Source organism: Marinobacter sp. G5_S1_61_S3 (assembly GCF_054968585.1).
Window position 1 is genome coordinate 134,626 of the sequence record NZ_JBQKUK010000001.1, and the last position, 18,821, is coordinate 153,446.

13 protein-coding genes and 1 tRNA gene are annotated in these 18,821 nt (G+C 58.8%); 3 read left to right on the forward strand and 11 right to left on the reverse strand.

The window, feature by feature from the left end; genetic code table 11:
- Positions 1-3: 3 nt before the first annotated feature.
- Both gabT and ACTRWH_RS00575 read right to left on the reverse strand, forming a co-directional pair.
- The gene (gene gabT / locus ACTRWH_RS00570; protein ID WP_136633219.1) at positions 4-1,278 is read right to left on the reverse strand and encodes a 4-aminobutyrate--2-oxoglutarate transaminase; all 1,275 of its coding nucleotides are present in this window, start codon (positions 1,276-1,278) and stop codon (positions 4-6) included.
- A gap of 81 nt (positions 1,279-1,359) precedes the next feature.
- Positions 1,360-3,105: an ABC transporter transmembrane domain-containing protein gene (locus ACTRWH_RS00575; protein ID WP_041332720.1), complete on the reverse strand. Its 1,746-nt coding sequence runs from the start codon at positions 3,103-3,105 to the stop codon at positions 1,360-1,362.
- A gap of 257 nt (positions 3,106-3,362) precedes the next feature.
- Here ACTRWH_RS00575 and ACTRWH_RS00580 point away from each other — a divergent pair, with 257 nt between their 5' ends.
- Positions 3,363-5,171 (forward strand): ABCB family ABC transporter ATP-binding protein/permease, encoded by a 1,809-nt coding sequence (locus ACTRWH_RS00580; RefSeq protein ID WP_228210632.1) that lies wholly within the window; start codon positions 3,363-3,365, stop codon positions 5,169-5,171.
- Here ACTRWH_RS00580 and ACTRWH_RS00585 read toward each other — a convergent pair.
- The 9 genes from ACTRWH_RS00585 to def form a co-directional block, all read right to left on the reverse strand.
- Complete coding sequence (locus ACTRWH_RS00585; protein ID WP_462825756.1) at positions 5,156-6,715, reverse strand: BCCT family transporter; 1,560 nt, start codon at positions 6,713-6,715, stop codon at positions 5,156-5,158. The two genes, ACTRWH_RS00580 and ACTRWH_RS00585, sit on opposite strands and share 16 nt — an antisense overlap.
- A 99-nt stretch (positions 6,716-6,814) precedes the next feature.
- On the reverse strand, positions 6,815-8,395 hold the full coding sequence (locus ACTRWH_RS00590) for a hypothetical protein (RefSeq protein WP_075196398.1): 1,581 nt from the start codon (positions 8,393-8,395) through the stop codon (positions 6,815-6,817).
- Between the two features lie 130 nt (positions 8,396-8,525).
- Positions 8,526-8,602: transfer RNA gene (locus tag ACTRWH_RS00595), tRNA-Pro, on the reverse strand.
- 56 nt (positions 8,603-8,658) lie between these two features.
- The gene (gene glyS / locus ACTRWH_RS00600; RefSeq protein WP_462825757.1) at positions 8,659-10,746 is read right to left on the reverse strand and encodes a glycine--tRNA ligase subunit beta; all 2,088 of its coding nucleotides are present in this window, start codon (positions 10,744-10,746) and stop codon (positions 8,659-8,661) included.
- Between the two features lie 2 nt (positions 10,747-10,748).
- On the reverse strand, positions 10,749-11,774 hold the full coding sequence (gene glyQ, locus ACTRWH_RS00605; RefSeq protein WP_036212087.1) for a glycine--tRNA ligase subunit alpha: 1,026 nt from the start codon (positions 11,772-11,774) through the stop codon (positions 10,749-10,751).
- A gap of 127 nt (positions 11,775-11,901) precedes the next feature.
- Positions 11,902-13,305, reverse strand: coding sequence for a Trk system potassium transporter TrkA (trkA, locus tag ACTRWH_RS00610; RefSeq protein ID WP_036211787.1), 1,404 nt, complete (start codon positions 13,303-13,305; stop codon positions 11,902-11,904).
- Positions 13,302-14,603 carry a 16S rRNA (cytosine(967)-C(5))-methyltransferase RsmB gene (rsmB, locus tag ACTRWH_RS00615; RefSeq protein ID WP_036211791.1) on the reverse strand — a complete coding sequence of 434 codons (1,302 nt, stop codon included), beginning with the start codon at positions 14,601-14,603 and terminating at the stop codon, positions 13,302-13,304. The genes trkA and rsmB overlap by 4 nt, the downstream gene beginning before the upstream one ends.
- Complete coding sequence (fmt, locus tag ACTRWH_RS00620; protein WP_036211793.1) at positions 14,604-15,539, reverse strand: methionyl-tRNA formyltransferase; 936 nt, start codon at positions 15,537-15,539, stop codon at positions 14,604-14,606.
- 77 nt (positions 15,540-15,616) lie between these two features.
- The gene (def, locus tag ACTRWH_RS00625; RefSeq protein ID WP_036211796.1) at positions 15,617-16,120 is read right to left on the reverse strand and encodes a peptide deformylase; all 504 of its coding nucleotides are present in this window, start codon (positions 16,118-16,120) and stop codon (positions 15,617-15,619) included.
- A 374-nt stretch (positions 16,121-16,494) separates the two neighbouring features.
- Between def and ACTRWH_RS00630 the strand changes: the two genes are divergently transcribed.
- Positions 16,495-17,511 (forward strand): LysM peptidoglycan-binding domain-containing protein, encoded by a 1,017-nt coding sequence (locus ACTRWH_RS00630; protein WP_075196395.1) that lies wholly within the window; start codon positions 16,495-16,497, stop codon positions 17,509-17,511.
- 132 nt (positions 17,512-17,643) lie between these two features.
- Positions 17,644-18,810 carry a DNA-processing protein DprA gene (gene dprA, locus ACTRWH_RS00635; RefSeq protein WP_091643237.1) on the forward strand — a complete coding sequence of 389 codons (1,167 nt, stop codon included), beginning with the start codon at positions 17,644-17,646 and terminating at the stop codon, positions 18,808-18,810.
- Positions 18,811-18,821 lie beyond the last annotated feature (11 nt).

Sequence of the window (18,821 nt, forward strand, 5' to 3'; positions counted from 1 at the left end):
GTGTTAGCCCACCTCTTTCAGTGCCTGCTCAACGATCGCCAGGCCTTCCTCAAGAATATTGTCCTCGATGGTGACCGGCATCAGGAAACGCAAGGTATTGCCGTACATGCCGCAGCTCAGCAGGATCAGGCCGTTTTCCTTGGCTTTCTTGGTAACGGCCGCCGCCAGGTCTGCCCGCGGTTCCTTGCTGATTTTGTCGGTGACCAGTTCAATCGCAGCCATGGGCCCGAGGTTGCGCACGTTGTCCACGTGGGGGAACTGTTCCTGCCACTGATCAAAGCGTTTGCGCAGGGTGTCACCCAGGCGCTGACTCTTGCCCAGAATGTCTTCTTCCTTGAACACGTCAAATACTGCCAGGGCTGCCGCACAGGCCGTCGGGCTGCCAGTGTAGGTGCCGCCGAGGGAGTTCGGGCCGGACGAGTCCATAACCTTGTCGGTACCGACAATGGCTGAGATCGGCATGCCATCGGCCATACTCTTGGCCATGGTCATCATGTCGGGCTCAACACCGCTGTGTTCGATGGCGAACATCTTGCCAGTCCGGCCGAAGCCGCTCTGAACCTCATCCGCGATCATCAGGATGCCGTTCTCATCGCAGATCTTGCGGATCTCTTTGAGGAAGCTGGCTGGTGCGGCGTAGAAACCACCCTCACCCAATACCGGCTCAATCACGATGGCGGCGGTGTCACTGGCGGGTGAATCGGCCTTCATGGCCATCTTCAGGCCACGGAGCGCTTCATCCTCACTGACACCGTGATAGGGAACCGGATAGGGGGCGCGAAAGACGGTGCCCGGCATTGGGCCGAAATCGGTCTGATAAGGAGCGGCTTTGCCGTTCATGGCCATGGTGTAGAAGGTACGGCCGTGATAACCGCCGTCAAAGCAGATCACATTGGTTTTGCCGGTCGCCGCGCGGGCGATCTTCATGGCGTTTTCCAGGGCTTCTGCGCCGGAGTTGGCCAGCATGACCTTGGCGTGGCCCTTTACCGGAACCACTTCACTGAGCTTCTGCGCCAGCTTCACATAGCCCTCATAGGGCATGACGGTCTGGCAGGTGTGCATCAGCTTGTCCAACTGCGCCTTCACCGCTTCAACCACTTTGGGGTGACGATGGCCGATATTCAGTACACCAATGCCGCCGGCGAAGTCGATCATACGCTTGCCATCGGCATCCCAGAGCTCGGCATTGGTCGCATGGTCGGCAAACTGCTCGTTGGGGCTGGCAGCACCGGCCGCGACATAACGTTCTTTGAGTGCCTGCAATTCTTTGTTCGTCACTTTGCCTCTCCTCGAATTCGGTTTGGTACTGTCAGCATACACGAAATGATGGCCCGGTTTGAAAACCCGGCCCTGTTGTTTCTACGTACTGCGGCCGCCAATGTCCTCCCGGAACTGAAGTTCCGCAAGTCTCCGGTACAGCGGATTCCGTTCGACAAGTTCATCGTGGTTGCCGATATCCTGAATAATTCCGGCGTCCATCACAATGATACGATCGGCGTGCCTGACGGTGGCCAACCGGTGTGCGATGACCAATGTCGTGCGGTTGGACATCAGTCCCGGCATGGCTTGCTGGATCAGGTGTTCGCTTTCTGCATCCAGTGCGCTGGTCGCCTCATCCAATAACAGTATAGGCGCATCCGCAAGCAGTGCGCGGGCAATCGCCAGCCGCTGCTTCTGCCCCCCCGATAGCCCGAGACCCGTATCGCCCAGTGGCGTTTCATAGCCTTTTGGCAGTTTGCGGATAAACTCATCGGCATGGGCAATCCTGGCGGCCTCCACCATGGCAGTGTCGCTGGCCTCCGGTCGAGCGTAGCGGATGTTATCGGCAATGGTGCCGTGAAACAGCGCGGGGTTCTGTGGCACCAGCGCAAAGCATTGGCGCAGGTCTGTAAGCGCTAACTTACGACTGTCAACGCCGTCGATAAGAATCCGCCCCGTGTCGGGGTCATAGAACCTCAAGAGCAGATCGAACAACGTAGACTTTCCAGCCCCGGAGGGACCAACCAGGGCCACGGTTTCGCCTGCCTGGATGTGAAGTGAAAGGCTTTGCAGAACCTCGATATCGCGACGGGCCGGATAGGAAAAGGTCAGATTGCTGATCTCGATGTCGCCGCGAAGGGGGTCGGGCAGAGCCTGGGTGGCGTTTGCCCCACTGAGGATTTCACTGGGTGTCTGCAGCAGCTCGAAAATCCGCGCCGCTGCCCCGGCTGCGCGCTGCAACTCACCAATCACTTCACTGATGGCGCCGGCGGCCAGTCCCACCAACAGGCTGTAGAATACAAATGCCGCCAGCTCGCCCGGGCTGGTACGACCTGAGATCACATCCAGCCCGCCAATCCAGATCACCACGCCAATGGCACCCATAACCAGGGTAATGGCGATGGTGGTCAGCCAGGCCCGCTGGCGAATCCTCACACGGGCAATCTCGAAGGCATTTTCCGCCACCTGTGAGAAAAACCGGCGGTCATGAGGCTGATGGTTGAACGCCTGCACCGTCTTGATCTGGGTGAGGTTCTCCCCCACGTAGCTGCCCACTTCCGCGACCCGGTCCTGGCTCAGCCTGGACAGCTGCCGCACACGGCGACCATAGATCAGGATGGGAATGATCACCAGTGGGAAGCCGAGGATGATGATACCGGCAAGTTTGGCATTGGTTATGAAGAGCAGGATCAGACCGCCCACCAGCATCAGGGTGTTGCGCAGCGCGATGGAGACCGTGGAGCCGATGACGGATTGCAGCACTGTTGTATCAGCGGTAAACCGCGACTGTATTTCCAGGCTTCGGTTTTTCTCGTAGAAACCAGGGTGAAGGTCGATCAGATGGTTAAACACCTGCTTTCGAATATCCGCCACCACCCTTTCGCCAATCCAGGACACAAGATAAAAGCGGGCAAAGGAGCCGATAGCCAGTCCGATCACCAGCACAAAAAACAGACCGACTGCTTTGGACAACATCGCGGGAGACTGGGTGGCAAGGCCCTGGTCCACCAGAATCCGTAAGCCCTGACCCAGGGCAAGTGTGATGCCGGCTGTAATAACCAGAGCCACGAGAGCGCCGGTAACAGCCCTTTTGTAAGGGCTGATAAAATCGACAACCAGTTTCAGAGCCTTCCGATGACGGGTGTTGATGGTGTGCCTCCAGGATAAGGGGTACTGTAAACTCCGATAACAATACGGTTTTTACTCGTATTAGAACCTATCATACAGCTACGTAAGAGCGTGCGGGGTGGGACTTGTCTGCCAGGACCGTCAAAAGCCATGGATGGCTTTTGTCGAGCGTACAGGGACGTATCTACAGCGTGTCCTGGCAGACAAGTCCCATCTCGTGCGCTCGACTACTCCGTGATTGAAGGGAAACCCGAGTGCGCGCCTACGCTGACAACGAGTACCCCGCCAACCACAAACCCGACTGGAAAGTCATCGCCGGCCTATGGCCCTATCTGGCGGAATTCCGTGGTCGAGTCATGCTGGCACTGGGGTTCCTGATCTTCTCCAAACTGGCCACGGTCGCCACACCGGTCGCCTTGAAATACATCGTCGACTACCTGGACGAAAATCAGGGCGGCGAGGTACTGCTGTGGATACCGGTCATACTGGTCGTCGCCTACGGCCTGCTCCGATTTGGCAGCACCCTGTTCAGCGAATTGCGGGACGCGGTGTTCGCCCGAGTCGCGGAACGGGCCATGCGACGAGTGTCACTGAGGGTTTTCGAACATCTGCACAACCGGGAGCTGTCCTTTCACCTGGACCGGAAAACCGGCGGACTGGCCCGGGACATTGAACGGGGCACCAACGGCATTAGCTTCCTGCTGCGTTTCACCCTCTTCAACATTGTCCCCACCCTCCTCGAAATCCTGATGGTGGCCGGTATTCTCTTCGTGGTGTTCAACGTGGGCTATGTGCTGGCGATCCTGGTAGCGGTGGTGGTGTATGTGGTGTTTTCCATCAAGGTGACCGAGTGGCGCACGAAATACGTGCGCGAAGCCAATGCCCGGGACAACCAGTCCAATTCCCGCGCAGTCGACAGCCTGCTCAACTACGAGACCGTAAAGTATTTCAATAACGAACGCTTCGAGGCAGAGCTCTACGACAAGGACCTGGATGACTGGGAACAGGCACGGCTCAAAAACCGGCTGTCGCTGGCCGCCCTGAACTCGGGCCAGGCCCTGATCATCGGTGTGGCGATGATCGTCATCATGGCCATGGCAGTGCAGGAAGTCGCCAGTGGTGAGATCACCCTGGGGGATTTCACCATGATTAATGCCTACCTGTTACAGCTGTTTATACCGCTCAATGCACTGGGGTTCGTGTATCGGGAGATCCGCCAGGCGCTGGTGAATGTGGAACGGTTGTTCGGGTTGCTCGGCGACGAACCGGTCATTGAGGACGCGCCGAACGCCAAAGCGTTGGTGGTGGAAAAAGGCGAGGTTTGTTTCGACCAGGTTCACTTTGGTTATCGCCCCAACCGTCAGATCCTCCGGAACGTAAGTTTCTCAATTCCCGCTGGGCACACCGTAGCCGTCGTGGGCGCCAGCGGCGCGGGGAAATCGACCCTCGCCCGCCTGCTTTTCCGGTTTTACGATGTGAACCGGGGCAGTATCACCATCGATGGTCAGGATATCCGTGAGGTCACCCAGGACAGCCTGCGTTCCGCCATTGGCGTGGTGCCCCAGGATACGGTGCTGTTCAACGACACACTTTTTCGGAACCTGGCTTACGGTCGGCCTGATGCCAGCGAGGAAGAGGTGTACCGGGCAGCCCGAATGGCGCACCTGGAACAGTTTATCCACAGCCTGCCCGATGGCTATAACACACAGGTTGGTGAGCGGGGGCTTAAACTTTCCGGCGGCGAGAAACAGCGGGTCGCCATTGCCCGGGTACTTCTCAAGAACCCACCGTTATTGATTCTGGACGAAGCCACATCTTCTCTGGATTCGCTGTCTGAACAGGCGATTCTGGGGGCCTTGAAGGAAGTCAGCCGCCAGCGCACCTCCCTGGTTATCGCTCATCGGCTGTCGACGACGCGCGATGCGGATACCATTCTGGTGATGGACGGCGGCTGCATTGTCGAGAGTGGCAACCACGTCGAGCTGCTGGGCCAGAAGGGGCATTACGCCAGGCTCTGGGAACAGCAGCATCGAACTGGTGATGATGGTCAGGCAAGCCCCTGATCACGGGCCATGGCCATAGCCGCTTTCGGCCCTGTCCATAGCGATGGCAGTATGACAAAGGAGACCGGTATGGCGGTTATCACAATGAACTGCTGAAGCACGCCAATCTGCCCTGAACCCATATACAGCAGAATGGCGGCCATCATCGCCATAGCACCGCCCCAGAATACCCGGATCCAAGGATTTGGCTCATCATGGCCCGCACCCACCATGGCAATGGAATAGCTCATGGAGTCGCCGGTGGTGGCGACAAAAATGGTGGTGAGCAGCAGTATCGCGGCGGCCATCCAGGTGCCTCCTGGCAGCGCCTGGGCCACGGTCAGTGTGGCGACGTCAAAACGGAAATTGTTCAACGCTTCGGTCAGGTCAAAGGTGCCGGCCAGCTGGTGATAGATTCCCGAGCCACCCAGCAGCGTAAACCAGATTGTGGTGGCAATAGGTGCCAATACGGCAACCGCGAGGATCATTTCACGAACCGTGCGTCCGCGGGAAATTCGCGACACAAACACTGCCATCAAAGGCGTGTAACCAATAAACCAGGCGAAGAAAAACACCGTCCACCATTTCATCCACCAGTCCGGCGCCGTTTCAGCGGTCATCGTCGACATTGCCATGAAAGACGTCAGGTACTCGCCGAATGACTGGGTAAAGGTGTTGGCCAGAAACAGTGTGGGACCGAACAGGAAAATCACCGCGGCGATGGCCAGGGCGAGGAGCACGTTGAACCGGCTGAGCAACTGAATACCCTTGTGCAGGCCGGTCATGGCGGAGGTCATGTACACCCCGGCCAGAATGATCAGTACCGCGAGCTGGGTGCCATAGCCATCGGTGATGCCAAACAGCTCGTGCAGCCCGAAACTCACCTGGGTTGCCAGGAAACCGATAGGGCCGACGGTTCCCGCCACCACGGCAATGACGCAAAGGGCGTCAATCACCCCACCCAGCTTGCCTTGAACAGCGTTCTCACCAAACACCGGATACAATAGGGTTCGCGGCTGCAGCGGTTTGCCCTGATCATAGTGAGCCCTGCTGAGAACCAGTGCGGTCAGCGAGCCGAGCACGGCCCAGGCAAGGAAGCCCCAGTGAGTAAACGACTGCGCCATGGCGGGAGCGGTGGCCGCAGCCGTTCCGGCTTCGGTATCAAACGCCGGTGGTGTTACCATAAAGTGATAGACCGGTTCCCCGGCGGCGAAAAACACCCCTCCACCGGCCAGCAATGTACACATGATCATTGAAAGCCAGCGAAAACGGCTGATTTCCGGCCGGTCCAGGCCACCAATCCGTGCATTGCCGGCCTTGCTGACCGCTGTTCCAAGTGCGATGAAAAAGGTTGCCAGCAGGAGTAGTTGGAAGAACGACCCCAGGTACTTTGCCGTCCAGGTGAATCCGGCGCCAATCGCTGTGGCGACGGCGCTGCTGTCAATAATGGAAGCACCAACGAACAGCAGGATGAAGCCAATCGTAAGCGTCAGAACGATCGGGTCGCTATCGGAGAAAGCGCCCGGCCGTTCATCGGTAGCCAGGGAGTTTGTCTGGGAGGTCATGGTTGTTCCTTTCGCGAAGAGCCGCGCAGGGTACAGAAAAGTTCAGACCTCTGCATTCCTTTGTGGAGGTAGCCACCCTCCCAGGCATTGGTAAGCTCGTCAGGATTCCGGAAATGCCGTCCAGTCATCCAGCCAGGTCGATGTGGCCCTGGGGTTAACAGCGCCCTGGTACATCGCCGACTCATCAAAGAATTCGGCTTTCGGAGGCCGCTTGGCAGTCATGGCGCGCACTGAGCTTCTGGGGCGGAAATGCGGCGACGACTCGCTGGTGACAGAGGGTTGCAAGCCGGTTTCAACCTGAACGGTGTTCTGCAGTTCGGGGCTGCGTATCCACAGCTCTTCGTTGAAGCCGAAATCGTCATCATCGGTTTCGTTAACAATGGTGAGGTTGCCTAACCTACCGTTGTTGGCAAGCAGGTTGTGGCTGAACGTCAGGGCATTCATGCCCACCAGCGCGGTGACCTCATCCCTGGTATCCAGGGCCTCAATGGCGTAACTGTCGATGATCATATTGTGGAAGTGGCCGCCGGATCCCTCTCTTAGCATAATAGCGCGGTGTTCTTTGGCGGAACGGCCGCTGCCATAAAGGGTGACGTTGTAGAATGTGGGTTCGGACCGTGGCACGGCCGAGTGGCTGGAACCGTTGTTGTCGCCCTCAAAGGCGTTATCGCCGACATCCCGGTACTGCTGAATAATGGCAAACTGTACCCTGCCTCGCCAGCCCCAGTCCCAGTCGATGCTGTCATCGGCAGCACCGGTCACCAGGATGTTTTTCAGGTCGACGGTGCCACCGAACATTTCGATACCGTCGTCCAGAGCACGGTGAACCTGCACGTTCTGGATGATGGTGTTGGAGCCACAGCCACCCAGGGTTAAGCCGTTCAGCTCGTTGTTCTGATAGACCTCGAAACCGGCAAATTCAATGCGGGTGTACTGCACCACGCCGCAACTATGCTGCGTGTCGCTGCCACCGAATTGCCCACGGGTGTCGTTTTCAGGTACGCCTTCAATGCGGGCGTTCGGCTCGTTCACCGGTGCCTTTCCAAGAAGCACAACGCCACCCCAGTCACCGCGAGCCCGTGCTCCGGGTTCCTTGCTACTGGTAAAGACCACCGGTTGGTTACGGCTGCCGCGGGCAAACAGTTTGGCACTGGACGTGACAACCAGGGCGGAACCGGGTTCGCCCTCTATGGTTACGCCGGGTTCAATGGTCAGGTTCGCGCCTTCCACAAACACGGTGTTTTCAAGGGTGTATCGATGACCGCTTTCCCAGACGGTGTCTGTGGTAATGTCGGCGCTGATACGCACGTTGCGATTCTCAAATGCGGTAAAACCGGCGACCGTGGCGACAACCGTGCCAATGACGGGAACCAGTACCAGCGCGTGACGGGCAAACCAACCGCGTCTTTTTTGCGGCGTGACGGGACTGGCCTGAAGTTTCTGGTTCGAGGACTTGGCCATCAGCGGACGGCCATCATCGTTGGCCATGATCTCGCGTGCCAGCGCCTGAAGCTCTGGCGTGCCATTGGCTTCCACACGCATCAGAACGTCATTGCGGTAGTTGGGCTCTCTCAGTAAGACGTTGAGATGGACAAAGTCGACGCTCGGGCACTGGCCCTTGTCGATGCGACGTTTGAGTCGCCAGAGCTTCTCTACCAAAAGGGAGGATTGGTCGGACATTACTGCTGCTCCGTTGGGATGAGAGCACCGTTGTACATGTCCAATGTGAAAGCTTTATGTCAATTGAAAGAAAAGAGTCGCTTAAAGGGGAGTATTTCGTCGTTAAAGAAGGGACTGAGATGCGGGAAAATGGTCGGCGTGGCAGGATTCGAACCTGCGACCCCTTCGTCCCGAACGAAGTGCGCTACCAAGCTGCGCCACACGCCGATCAACGGCCGGTATTATACGGATTGGCTGGTTTTTTACCAGCCCCCGTATGATTTTCACTGCCCACTGGCAGTGGGTAATACCGAGATATCCGCCACCCGCAGGAACAGGTTACGCAGCAGGTTGAGCATGGCCAGGCGGTTATTACGCACGGCCTCGTCGTCAGCCATCACCATGACTTCATCAAAGAAGTTATCCACCGGCTCCCGCAGGCTGGCGAGAGAGCTCAAGGCCGTCGCGTAATCGCCTTTTTCAAACAGTGGCAATGCCTTGTCGGCTTGCTGGCGGATTTGGTCGGCCAGTGTTATTTCCGCCTTGTCCTGCAACAACTCACTGTCGATGCTTTCACCAATGCTGTCGCCACCCTGCTTGGTAAGGATGTTGGACACCCGTTTGTTGGCGCCGGCCAGGGCCAGGGCTTCCGGTAGCTGGCGGAAGGCTTCCACGGCTTTCACCCGGCGGTCAAAGTCCAGCGGGCGTGTTGGACGGCGGGCGTGCACGGCGAGGTAGACTTCGGCACTGATGCCCTGCTCTTCATAATGCGCACGGAACCGCTCGAGCATATAGTCCACCACTGTGTTGGCCACATTCGGTTCGGTGATGCTGTTGTGTTCCTCTACCGCCCACTCGCACAGGGTTTGCAGGTCCAGCGGCAGCTCCCGCTCGATGATGATGCGCAATACGCCCAGTGAGGCTCGACGCAGCCCGAACGGGTCACGGGTACCGGACGGTGGCTGGTTAATGCCGAACAGCCCCACCAGGGAATCGATGCGGTCGGCAATGGCCACGGCGCAGCCCGTCAGTGTTGCGGGCAGGTCGTCACCGGCAAAGCGGGGCATGTACTGCTCGTTCAGGGCGCTGGCCACGTCTTCGTTCTCGCCGTCGTTGGCGGCGTAGTACTGGCCCATGATGCCCTGCAGGTCAGTGAATTCCAGCACCATCTCGGTGACCAGGTCGGTCTTGGCGAGCATGGCGGCGCGCTCAGCCAGAACGGGATCGCTGCCAATGGCGTCGGCGATCTTCTTCGCCAGTGCGGCCACCCGCACGGACTTGTCGTAAATGCTGCCCAGCTTGTCCTGGAACACGATCGGCTTGAGTTGGTCGATGCGGTCTTCCAGCCGGGTCTTGCGGTCAGTGTCATAGAAGAAAGCCGCATCGGACAGGCGTGGGCGGATAACCTTCTCATTGCCGGAAACGACCTGTTGTGGGTCCTTGCTTTCTAGGTTGGCAACGGTGATGAACAGCGGCAGCATCCGGCCGTCGGCGGAAACCACGTGAAAGTACTTCTGGTGCTCCTTCATGGAGGAAATCAGTGCCTCGGCGGGAACTTCCAGGAAGCGTTCCTCGAAACGGCCCATGAGCGGCACGGGCCACTCGTTGAGGGCGGTGACTTCGTCCAGCAGGTCTTCATTGATAACCGCCTGGCCGCCCGCTTCCTTCCTGGCAATGGCGGTGACGCCGTCACGGATCTGCTCGCGGCGTTCGGCGAAGTCAGCGATCACATACCCTTCCTGGCGCAGCACCACTTCGTAGTCGCCGGGCGTGGGCACGATCAATGATTTCGGGCAGTGGAAACGGTGACCGCGGGTTTTGTTACCCGGAGTCAGCCCCATGATCGGGGTGTCGATCACCTTGTTGCCGAACAGCAGGATGGCCCAGTGCACCGGACGCACGAACTCGGTTCTGTGCGCGCCCCAGCGCATGCGTTTTGGAATCGGCAGTGCGGCCAGGGACTGGTCTACCAGTTCCGGCATCAGTTCAACGGTGGGACGGCCTTTCTCGATGGTGCGATAGACCACCCAGGCGCCCTTGTCAGTTTCCATCGTATCAAGCTGGTCCGGTGTCACGCCCAGGGAGGTGGCGAAGCCGGTCAGTGCCCGGGTGGGGTTGCCGGAATCGTCGAACGCAGCTTTCACGGCCGGGCCGCGTTTTTCCACCGGTTTGTCCGGCTGAGCGTCTTCCAGGTCCCGTACCCTGACGGCAAGCCGGCGTGGTGCAGCAAAGGCTTCCACCTTGCCGAACCGAATACCGGCCTCTTCCAGGCCATTGGTAATGCCACGGGTAAACGCGTCCGACAGTGGCTTGAGGGCCTTGGGAGGCAGCTCTTCAGTGCCCAGTTCGACCAGAAAATCCTGTTTTGCCATGATTATGCGTTCCCCTGTTCCTGCTGAGCTTTTTTCGCTTTCTTACCCTTCTTGCCATTCGCCTTTTCGGCGGCGGCCTCGGTCGCTGCCAGTACCTCTTTGCGCAGGGCATCCGGTGCCAGCGGGAAGCCAAGCTTGCGGCGGCTGTCGAAATACGCCTGGGCAACGGCCCGGGCCAGGGTGCGAACCCGCAGGATAAAACGTTGGCGCTCGGTCACGGAGATGGCGTGGCGGGCGTCAAGCAGATTGAAAGTGTGTGAAGCCTTGAGCACCTGCTCATAGGCGGGCAATGCCAGGCCGGCTTCGATCAGGCGCGCGCTCTCGCGTTCGTGCACATCGAAGCTGTGAAACAGGAATTCGGTGTCGGCGTGCTCGAAGTTGTAGGTGGACATCTCCACCTCCTGCTGATGGAACACGTCGCCGTAGGTGACCACACCATCCGGGCCTTCGGTCCAGACCAGGTCGTAGACGCTGTCCACGCCCTGCAGGTACATGGCAATGCGCTCAAGCCCGTAGGTGAGCTCGCCGGTGACCGGATAGCATTCCAGGCCACCCACCTGCTGGAAGTAGGTGAACTGGGTTACTTCCATGCCGTTCAGCCAGATTTCCCAACCCAGGCCCCAGGCGCCGAGGGTGGGTGATTCCCAGTTGTCCTCAACAAAACGGATATCGTGGACCAGTGGGTCCAGCCCAAGAGCCTTCAGGGAATCCAGGTACAGTTCCTGAATGTTGTCCGGGGACGGTTTCAGCACCACCTGGAACTGGTAGTAGTGTTGCAGGCGGTTGGGGTTCTCCCCGTAGCGGCCATCGGTGGGGCGGCGGCTGGGCTGAACGTAGGCGGCGTTCCAGGTTTCCGGACCGATGGAGCGCAGGAAGGTGGCCGGGTGGAAGGTGCCGGCACCCACTTCCATGTCCAGTGGCTGGAGGACCACGCAGCCGTGCTGCGCCCAGAAGTTCTGCAGGGCGAGGATCAGGCCCTGGAAGGTTTTGATGTCCGGCGTGTTTGCGGAAGTTGCCTTGTCTGTCACGACGTTTGCCTGCTGGTCAGTCTGTGTGTGGTGCCCGGGCATCTGGCCGGGGCACTCCGGAAAAAAGGGGCATTATACGCTTGCCAATCGCGTATTTCTAAGTTGGGTTCAGAAGATTGATTTTGCGCTAGAAGAACGTCAGTCCCACCTGGAACAGTTTCTCCACATCCCGTATCCGCGACTTGTCCACCAGGAACAGGATGACGTGGTCATCCGGCTGTACCCGCAGGTGGTCGTGGGCAATGAGGACTTCGCTGTGGCGGACGATGGCGCCGATGGTGGTGCCTTCCGGCAGGTTGATTTCGTCAAGCCGCTTACCCACTACCCGGGAGGACCGGTGGTCGCCATGGGCGATGGCCTCAATGGCCTCGGCAGCGCCCCTACGGAGTGAGTGAACGTTTACTACGTCCCCGCGGCGAATGTGGGTAAGCAGGCTGCCAATGGTGGTTTGCTGGGGCGAAATAGCGACATCAATGTCGCCGCCCTGGATCAGGTCAACGTAGTCCGGGTTGTTGATCAGGGTCAGTACCTTGCGGGCGCCCAGGCGCTTGGCCAGCAGTGACGCCATGATGTTGGCTTCGTCATCGTTGGTGACTGCACAGAAAACATCGGTATTTTCGATGTTCTCTTCCAGCAGAATGTCCTTGTTGGCGGCGTTGCCCTCCAGTACCACGGTTTTGCGAAGGTTCTCGGACAGCATCACGCAACGTTCGTGGTCCCGTTCCAGAAGTTTCACCTGGTAGCGGGATTCGAGAGTATGGGCCAGGCGCTGGCCAATGTTACCACCCCCACAGATGAAGATGCGCTTGTAGGGTTTTTCCAGTGGCTGCAACTCGCTCATGACCGAGCGAATATGGTCGGAGGCAGCGATGAAGAAGACCTCGTCGCCGTCTTCAATCACCGTATCCCCCTGAGGCATGATCGCCCGGTCTTTCCTGAAAATGGCGGCGACCCGTGTTTCGATTTTGGGCATATGGCTACGCAGGTACGACAACTCGTGGCCAACCAGTGGGCCGCCTTCCGTCGCCCGAATGGCGACCAACTGAACAAGCCCCTTGGAAAACTCCAGTACTTGCAGCGCGCCGGGGTATTCGATCAGTCGTGTAATGTGCTTGGTGACCAGGTGCTCCGGGCTGATCAGAACATCGATGGGGAAACCCCGCAGGCTGTCCAGATCCTTTTTCTGATCCCGCTGGTAGAACAGTTCTGGTTTTGCCAGGTAGGCGTTGGCCCTGACCCGGCAGATGGTTGTCGGGGTTTTGTAGAGCAACTTGGAGACCTGGCAGGCCACCATGTTGACCTCGTCACTGTTGGTCACGGCGATGACCATGTCACCATCTTCAGCGCCCGCCTGGCGCAGAACCGTGGGAAAGGAGGCCATGCCCTGGACAGTCCGAATGTCCAGTCGATCCTGAAGCTCCCGCAGGCGGGTACTGTCACTGTCGATCACGGTGATGTCGTTGGCTTCGTTGGCGAGGTTTTCTGCCAAGGTCCCGCCCACCTGGCCGGCACCGAGAATCAGGATTTTCATGGTTCGGGTTTCTCCAGCACAGCGTAGAAAAATCCATCGTGGCTTTCGGGAACAGGCAGCATCTGGCGGCCGGTTTCCATATCGCGCCCCCAAAGGACATCGGGCTCCACCAGGGCAGCGTCGTCCTGCTGCTTCAGGAATCGACGAATTATACGGTGATTCTCCTGCGGAAACACCGAACAGGTGGCATAGACCAGGCGCCCTCCGGGTGCGAGCACTTGCCACATCGACTCCAGCAGACCCAGCTGAATGCTGGCGAGCGGGACAATGTCTGATTCACGGCGCAGCAACTTGATGTCCGGATGGCGGCGAATCACGCCGGTGGCGCTGCAGGGAACGTCCAGCAGGATGCGATCGAACGGCTTCCGGTCCCACCACTGGTCAATATCTGCGGCATCGGCCTGTTTCAGTGTCGCCACGAGATCCAGCCGTTCCAGGTTTTCCTGCACCCGTGGCAGTCGATCAGCGGATTCGTCGATAGCGACCACTTCTTCCAGTTGTCCGCAGCTTTCAAGGATAGCGCAGGTTTTGCCTCCCGGTGCGGCACAGGCATCCAACACCCGTTGGCCGGGCGCCAGGTCCATCAGGGTGGTGCAGAGCTGGGCTGCTTCATCCTGCACACTGACCGCGCCTTCGGAAAACCAGGGCAGAAGATCCACCGGCACCGGGGCGGCCAATTGGATGCCGTGGGGCGCAAACACGGTTGCGTTGGCATCGATACCGGCATCGGACAGTAATTGCAGGTAGTCGTCGCGGCTGAAGCGCAGGGCGTTCACCCGCAGGGTCATGGGGGCCTGGGTGTTGTTGGCTTCGAGAATAGCCTGCCAGTCGTGAGGCCAGTTATGGCGCAGTTTTTCAAGCATCCAGGGAGGGTGGCTGAAACGACCGATTTCGTCGGCAATGGGCGGCTCCCCTTCCCGCTCCGCAGCCCGCAGAACGCCGTTCACCAGCCCTGTCAGATGTGGTTTGTCGAGGGCGCGGCAGGCTTCCACGGTTTCATTCAGAATCGCGTAGGTGGCCTGCTGACTGAAGCGAAGCTGGAACAGTGCCACCAGCATCAAGTGGTGGACCACCCGGTCGGATTTGCGCAGCGGTTTTTTCAGGCGCGCCTGTAACTCGCCATCGAGCCGGTGAAACCAGCGACAGGTGCCGTAGCACAGTGCCTGTAGTGGTGGTCGTTCGTTGTCTGCCACATCACCCATGGCGTGGGGCAGGCATTGGGACAGCGACTGGCCGTTCTCAACGGATTGCAAAACCCGGGCAGCAACCGCCCGCAGTGGCTGGCCCTGCTGGCTCATTCAGTTCAGCTCCTGGCCGGGCATCAGTATGTCCTTGCCGCCGTTGATCAGGTCGTTCACCGATTGTGGCCGCGAGCCGGACAACTGCAAACGGGTGATCCTCAGGGATTCCAGGCCGCAGGCAATGTCGATGCCCTCGCGGTCGCGGCGAATCACCGTGCCGGGATGTTTGTCGCTGGTGTCGTCCAGAATCTCCGCCTGATGAATGCGGATGCGCAGATCGTCCAGGTCGGTGTAGGTGCCCGGCCAGGGATTAAAGGCACGAATCAGCCGGCTGATGGCGGGGGCATCCCGGGTCCAGTCGATATGCCCTTCTTCCTTGCTGAGTTTACGGGCATAGCAAGCCCTAGCCTCGTCCTGGACTTCGCCCTGCAGTTCGCCTTTCTCAAGCTGCTCCAGCGACTTGACGATGGCTTCGCCACCCAGGCCAGCCAGACGGTCGTGAAGGCTGCCGCCGGTATCCGCGTCTTCGATTGGGGTAATGGCTTTCAGCAACATTGCGCCGGTGTCGAGGCCAGCGTCCATCTGCATGATGGTAATACCGGTTTCCCGGTCACCCGCGGCGATAGCGCGCTGAATAGGCGCGGCACCGCGCCAGCGAGGCAGTAACGAGGCATGGATGTTCAGGCAGCCGTGACGAGGGAGGTCCAGCACCGCCTGCGGCAGAATCAGTCCGTAGGCAGCGACGATCATCACGTCTGCGTTAAGACTGCGGAGCTGTTCCTGCGCTTCGGGCGATTTCAGGGACTCTGGTTGAAACACGGGAATGCCCGCCTCAACCGCCACCTGTTTGACCGGGCTGGGTGTCAGTTTGCGGCCACGGCCAGCGGGCCGGTCGGGTTGGGAGTAAACGCCAACCACCTGATGATGGGTCGTGAGCAGTGCCTTCAGCGCGGTGGCTGCGAATTCGGGGGTGCCGGCAAAAACAAGTCGCACGGGTATCGCTTCCTGGTCCGTTGAATACGAAAAGACCGGGTTTTCACCCGGTCCCGATTTACGCTGTTTTGGCGGCTTCAGGCGCTTTTCTTGTGAAGCTTTTCCAGTTTCTTGCGAATACGGGTGCGCTTCAGTGAACTCAGGTAGTCCACAAACAGCTTGCCGTTGAGGTGATCCATCTCATGCTGGATACATACCGCCAACAGGCCACGGGCTTCCAGCTCAAAGGGTTTGCCGTCACGGCCAATAGCCCTGATCATGCAGTGTTCGATACGGGAGACGTCCTCGTAGAAACCCGGTACCGACAGGCAGCCTTCCTGCATCTCCTCAAGCTCGCCATCAAGCACTTCCACTTCCGGATTGATGAATACCCGCGGTTCACTTTTGTCTTCGGACAGATCCATGACGATGATCTGCTTGTGTACATTGACCTGGGTGGCTGCCAGGCCAATGCCGGGCGCATCGTACATGGTCTCGAACATGTCGTCGATCAGCTTGCGGGTCTCGTCTGTTACCTCGTCCACTGGCTTGGCAAGGGTGCGCAAGCGGGGGTCCGGGTATTCGAGAATATCTAGTATCATGGCGCTCGTACTTTTGGTGTCTGATTCTGGCTTTCACCGTTATCTTTTGTAACGGTGTGAATACTGTCTCCGAAATGCGACAGCGTACTGCGCATTTTTCCATCCCGTGACTATTATGATCGGGATGAAAGAGCCGGTTTCAACGGGTTTTTGCCGTTTATGGTGCTATTATCCCTCAACTCGCTCATTGAGTACAAACTGATCAGTTGATAGTCAAAAGCTTTCGACCATAGCGTAGAATTTACTGGAAGAACAAAAGATAACATCACAATTTGCGAGACATCTTCTATAGTAGTGGTATAAAAGGCAGAGTACCGGCTGCTTACCAAGAACAGAATCTATCGATTCAAGGCACGCGATCAAGGACTTAAACAATGAGGAAACTGCTGTACGCTCTGGCAGCAAGCATGCTGCTGCTAACCTCCTGGGCCCACGCCGCCCCGGAACTGAGGTCCGATCATCCCGAGCGTTACACTGTCGTGAAGGGTGACACCCTGTGGGATATTTCCGCCCGCTTCCTGAATAACCCCTGGTACTGGCCGGAAATCTGGCACGTGAATCCACAGGTTGCAAACCCACACCTGATCTATCCGGGTGACGAGCTGGCGCTGGTCTATATTGACGGCAAGCCGCGTGTTACCAAGGTTTCCAGTGATCGGGTGGTGAAGCTTTCACCAAAAGTGCGTTCCGAGCCCATCGATACGCCGATTCCCGCGATTCCCCTGGATGCGATCAGCAGTTTCCTGACCGACACGCGTATTGTTGACGTTGAGGCACTCAATGGCGCGCCTTACGTGCTGGAAGGCGAGGACGGTCGGATAATTACCGGCGCGGGTGATCGGATTTACGCCCGTGGTGAGAAGCCGGCTGACAATGTGGGCGTCTTCCGCCGCAGCAAGGAATTCCGCGATCCGGAAACCGGCGAGTTCCTTGGCCTTGAGGCCCGGAGTATTGCCCGCGGCGAAGTCATTGCCGAGAATAAAGACGTTCTGACACTCCGACTGAAGCAGTCCAATGAGGAAGTGCGCATCGGGGACCGTCTGCTGGTTGGCGAAGAGCGTCGCATCACCACCAGTTTTGTGCCCAGCTCTCCCGACAGTGACATCGAGGCCCAGATGATCTCGGTCGATGGTGGTGTCAGCCAGATCGGGCAGTTTGACGTGGTGGCTATCAACCGCGGTGAACGGGAAGGTCTGAAGCCGGGCAATGTCATGGCCGTGCTGAAGAGTGGCAATCTGGTTCGGGATCCGGTCACCAATGAAACCATTGAGCTGCCCTCCGAGCGTGCCGGGCTGATGATGGTGTTCCAGACCTACGAGAAAATGAGCTACGGCCTGATCCTGCAGGCGACCCGTCCGTTGTCGGTTGGTGACAAGGTGACCAATCCCTGAGCGGACCACAGCGTAAGACGTCCGTAGATAAGGGAGCCGCATCGCCGGCTCCTTTTTTTATGGCATAATTCACCCTCGGCCTGCCAGGAAGGCAAGCCCCCATTACCCAACCCTGATCCACGGAAGGATGCCATGTCACTCTCTACCGACACCCTGTCTGCCCGGAACCTGTTCCAGTCGGAACACGGGTTCTGGATATTCCTGTCCTGTCTGCCGAAATTCGGAGCCCGTCGCCAGCAGGCGATCCTCGAACAGATTCCGGATTTTCAGCAACTCCTGACCCATAATGCCGCCACTCTGAAAGCACTGGGTTTGGCGGCGGAAACGATCGATGCTCTCCAGGCATGGCGCCGCCAGGACAGCGCTCACCCTGTGATCGCCAGCGCCGACGGCATATACCGGGATTGCCTGCGGACCGGCACGGCTATCCTGACCATCGCCGATGCCGACTACCCCGAGCCTCTCAGGCATATTCACGACGGGCCATTGGTCCTCTATGTGCGCGGTGATCGCTCCCTGCTGGGGCGCGAGCAGATCGGTATTGTGGGTAGCCGCAACGCCACCCGGGCCGGGCTGGAACATGCCCGTTCCTTTGCCGCGGCGCTCGGCCAAAAAGGCTTGCTGGTTACCAGCGGGTTGGCACTGGGGGTGGACGGCGCCGCCCATGCCGGCGCCCTGGATGCCGGCTTCCCGACCGTTGCCGTGATTGGCAATGGTGTGGATAAGCCCTACCCCTACCGCCACCGCACGCTCAGTGAGCGCATCGCCGGAGAGGGAGTGATTGTCTCCGAATACCCGCCGGGCACCTCCGCCAAGGCGGGCCATTTCCCTCGCCGAAACCGGATTATCAGCGGCCTTAGTCGAGGTATCCTGGTGGTGGAGGCGGGACTCAAAAGCGGCTCCCTGATCACCGCCCGACTGGCGCTGGAACAGGGGCGGGAGGTATTTGCGATTCCGGGCTCGGTCCACAATCCTTTGGCACGGGGCTGCCATCACCTGATACGCCAGGGTGCGAAGCTGGTGGAAACCGTGGACGATATCTGCGAGGAACTCGGCGGCTGGTGGACCAGTCAGAACGAGGGCGATTCCTCTTCGGTGATCATGAAAAGGCCAGCGACCGAAGGCCTGGACTCCCGGGAAATCGCGGTGCTGGAGGCTTTAGGGTATGATCCGCAGTCAACCGATGATTTGTGTTCAGTGACCGGTCTTCCCGCCGATCAGTTGATGCAGTCGCTGCTTCTCTTGGAGTTACAGGGATTGGTGGATTCTGCGCCGGGAGGGTTTCAACGGATTGGCTGAGCCACGTTTAC

Excerpts from the sequence above, each read along its gene's own strand:
- ACTRWH_RS00590 (WP_075196398.1), bottom strand. The coding sequence starts at position 8,395 with ATGTCCGACCAATCCTCCCTTTTGGTAGAGAAGCTCTGGCGACTCAAA.
- dprA (WP_091643237.1), top strand. The coding sequence starts at position 17,644 with ATGTCACTCTCTACCGACACCCTGTCTGCCCGGAACCTGTTCCAGTCG.
- ACTRWH_RS00630 (WP_075196395.1), top strand. The coding sequence starts at position 16,495 with ATGAGGAAACTGCTGTACGCTCTGGCAGCAAGCATGCTGCTGCTAACC.
- def (WP_036211796.1), bottom strand. The coding sequence starts at position 16,120 with ATGATACTAGATATTCTCGAATACCCGGACCCCCGCTTGCGCACCCTT.
- trkA (WP_036211787.1), bottom strand. The coding sequence starts at position 13,305 with ATGAAAATCCTGATTCTCGGTGCCGGCCAGGTGGGCGGGACCTTGGCA.
- glyS (WP_462825757.1), bottom strand. The coding sequence starts at position 10,746 with ATGGCAAAACAGGATTTTCTGGTCGAACTGGGCACTGAAGAGCTGCCT.
- rsmB (WP_036211791.1), bottom strand. The coding sequence starts at position 14,603 with ATGAGCCAGCAGGGCCAGCCACTGCGGGCGGTTGCTGCCCGGGTTTTG.
- ACTRWH_RS00585 (WP_462825756.1), bottom strand. The coding sequence starts at position 6,715 with ATGACCTCCCAGACAAACTCCCTGGCTACCGATGAACGGCCGGGCGCT.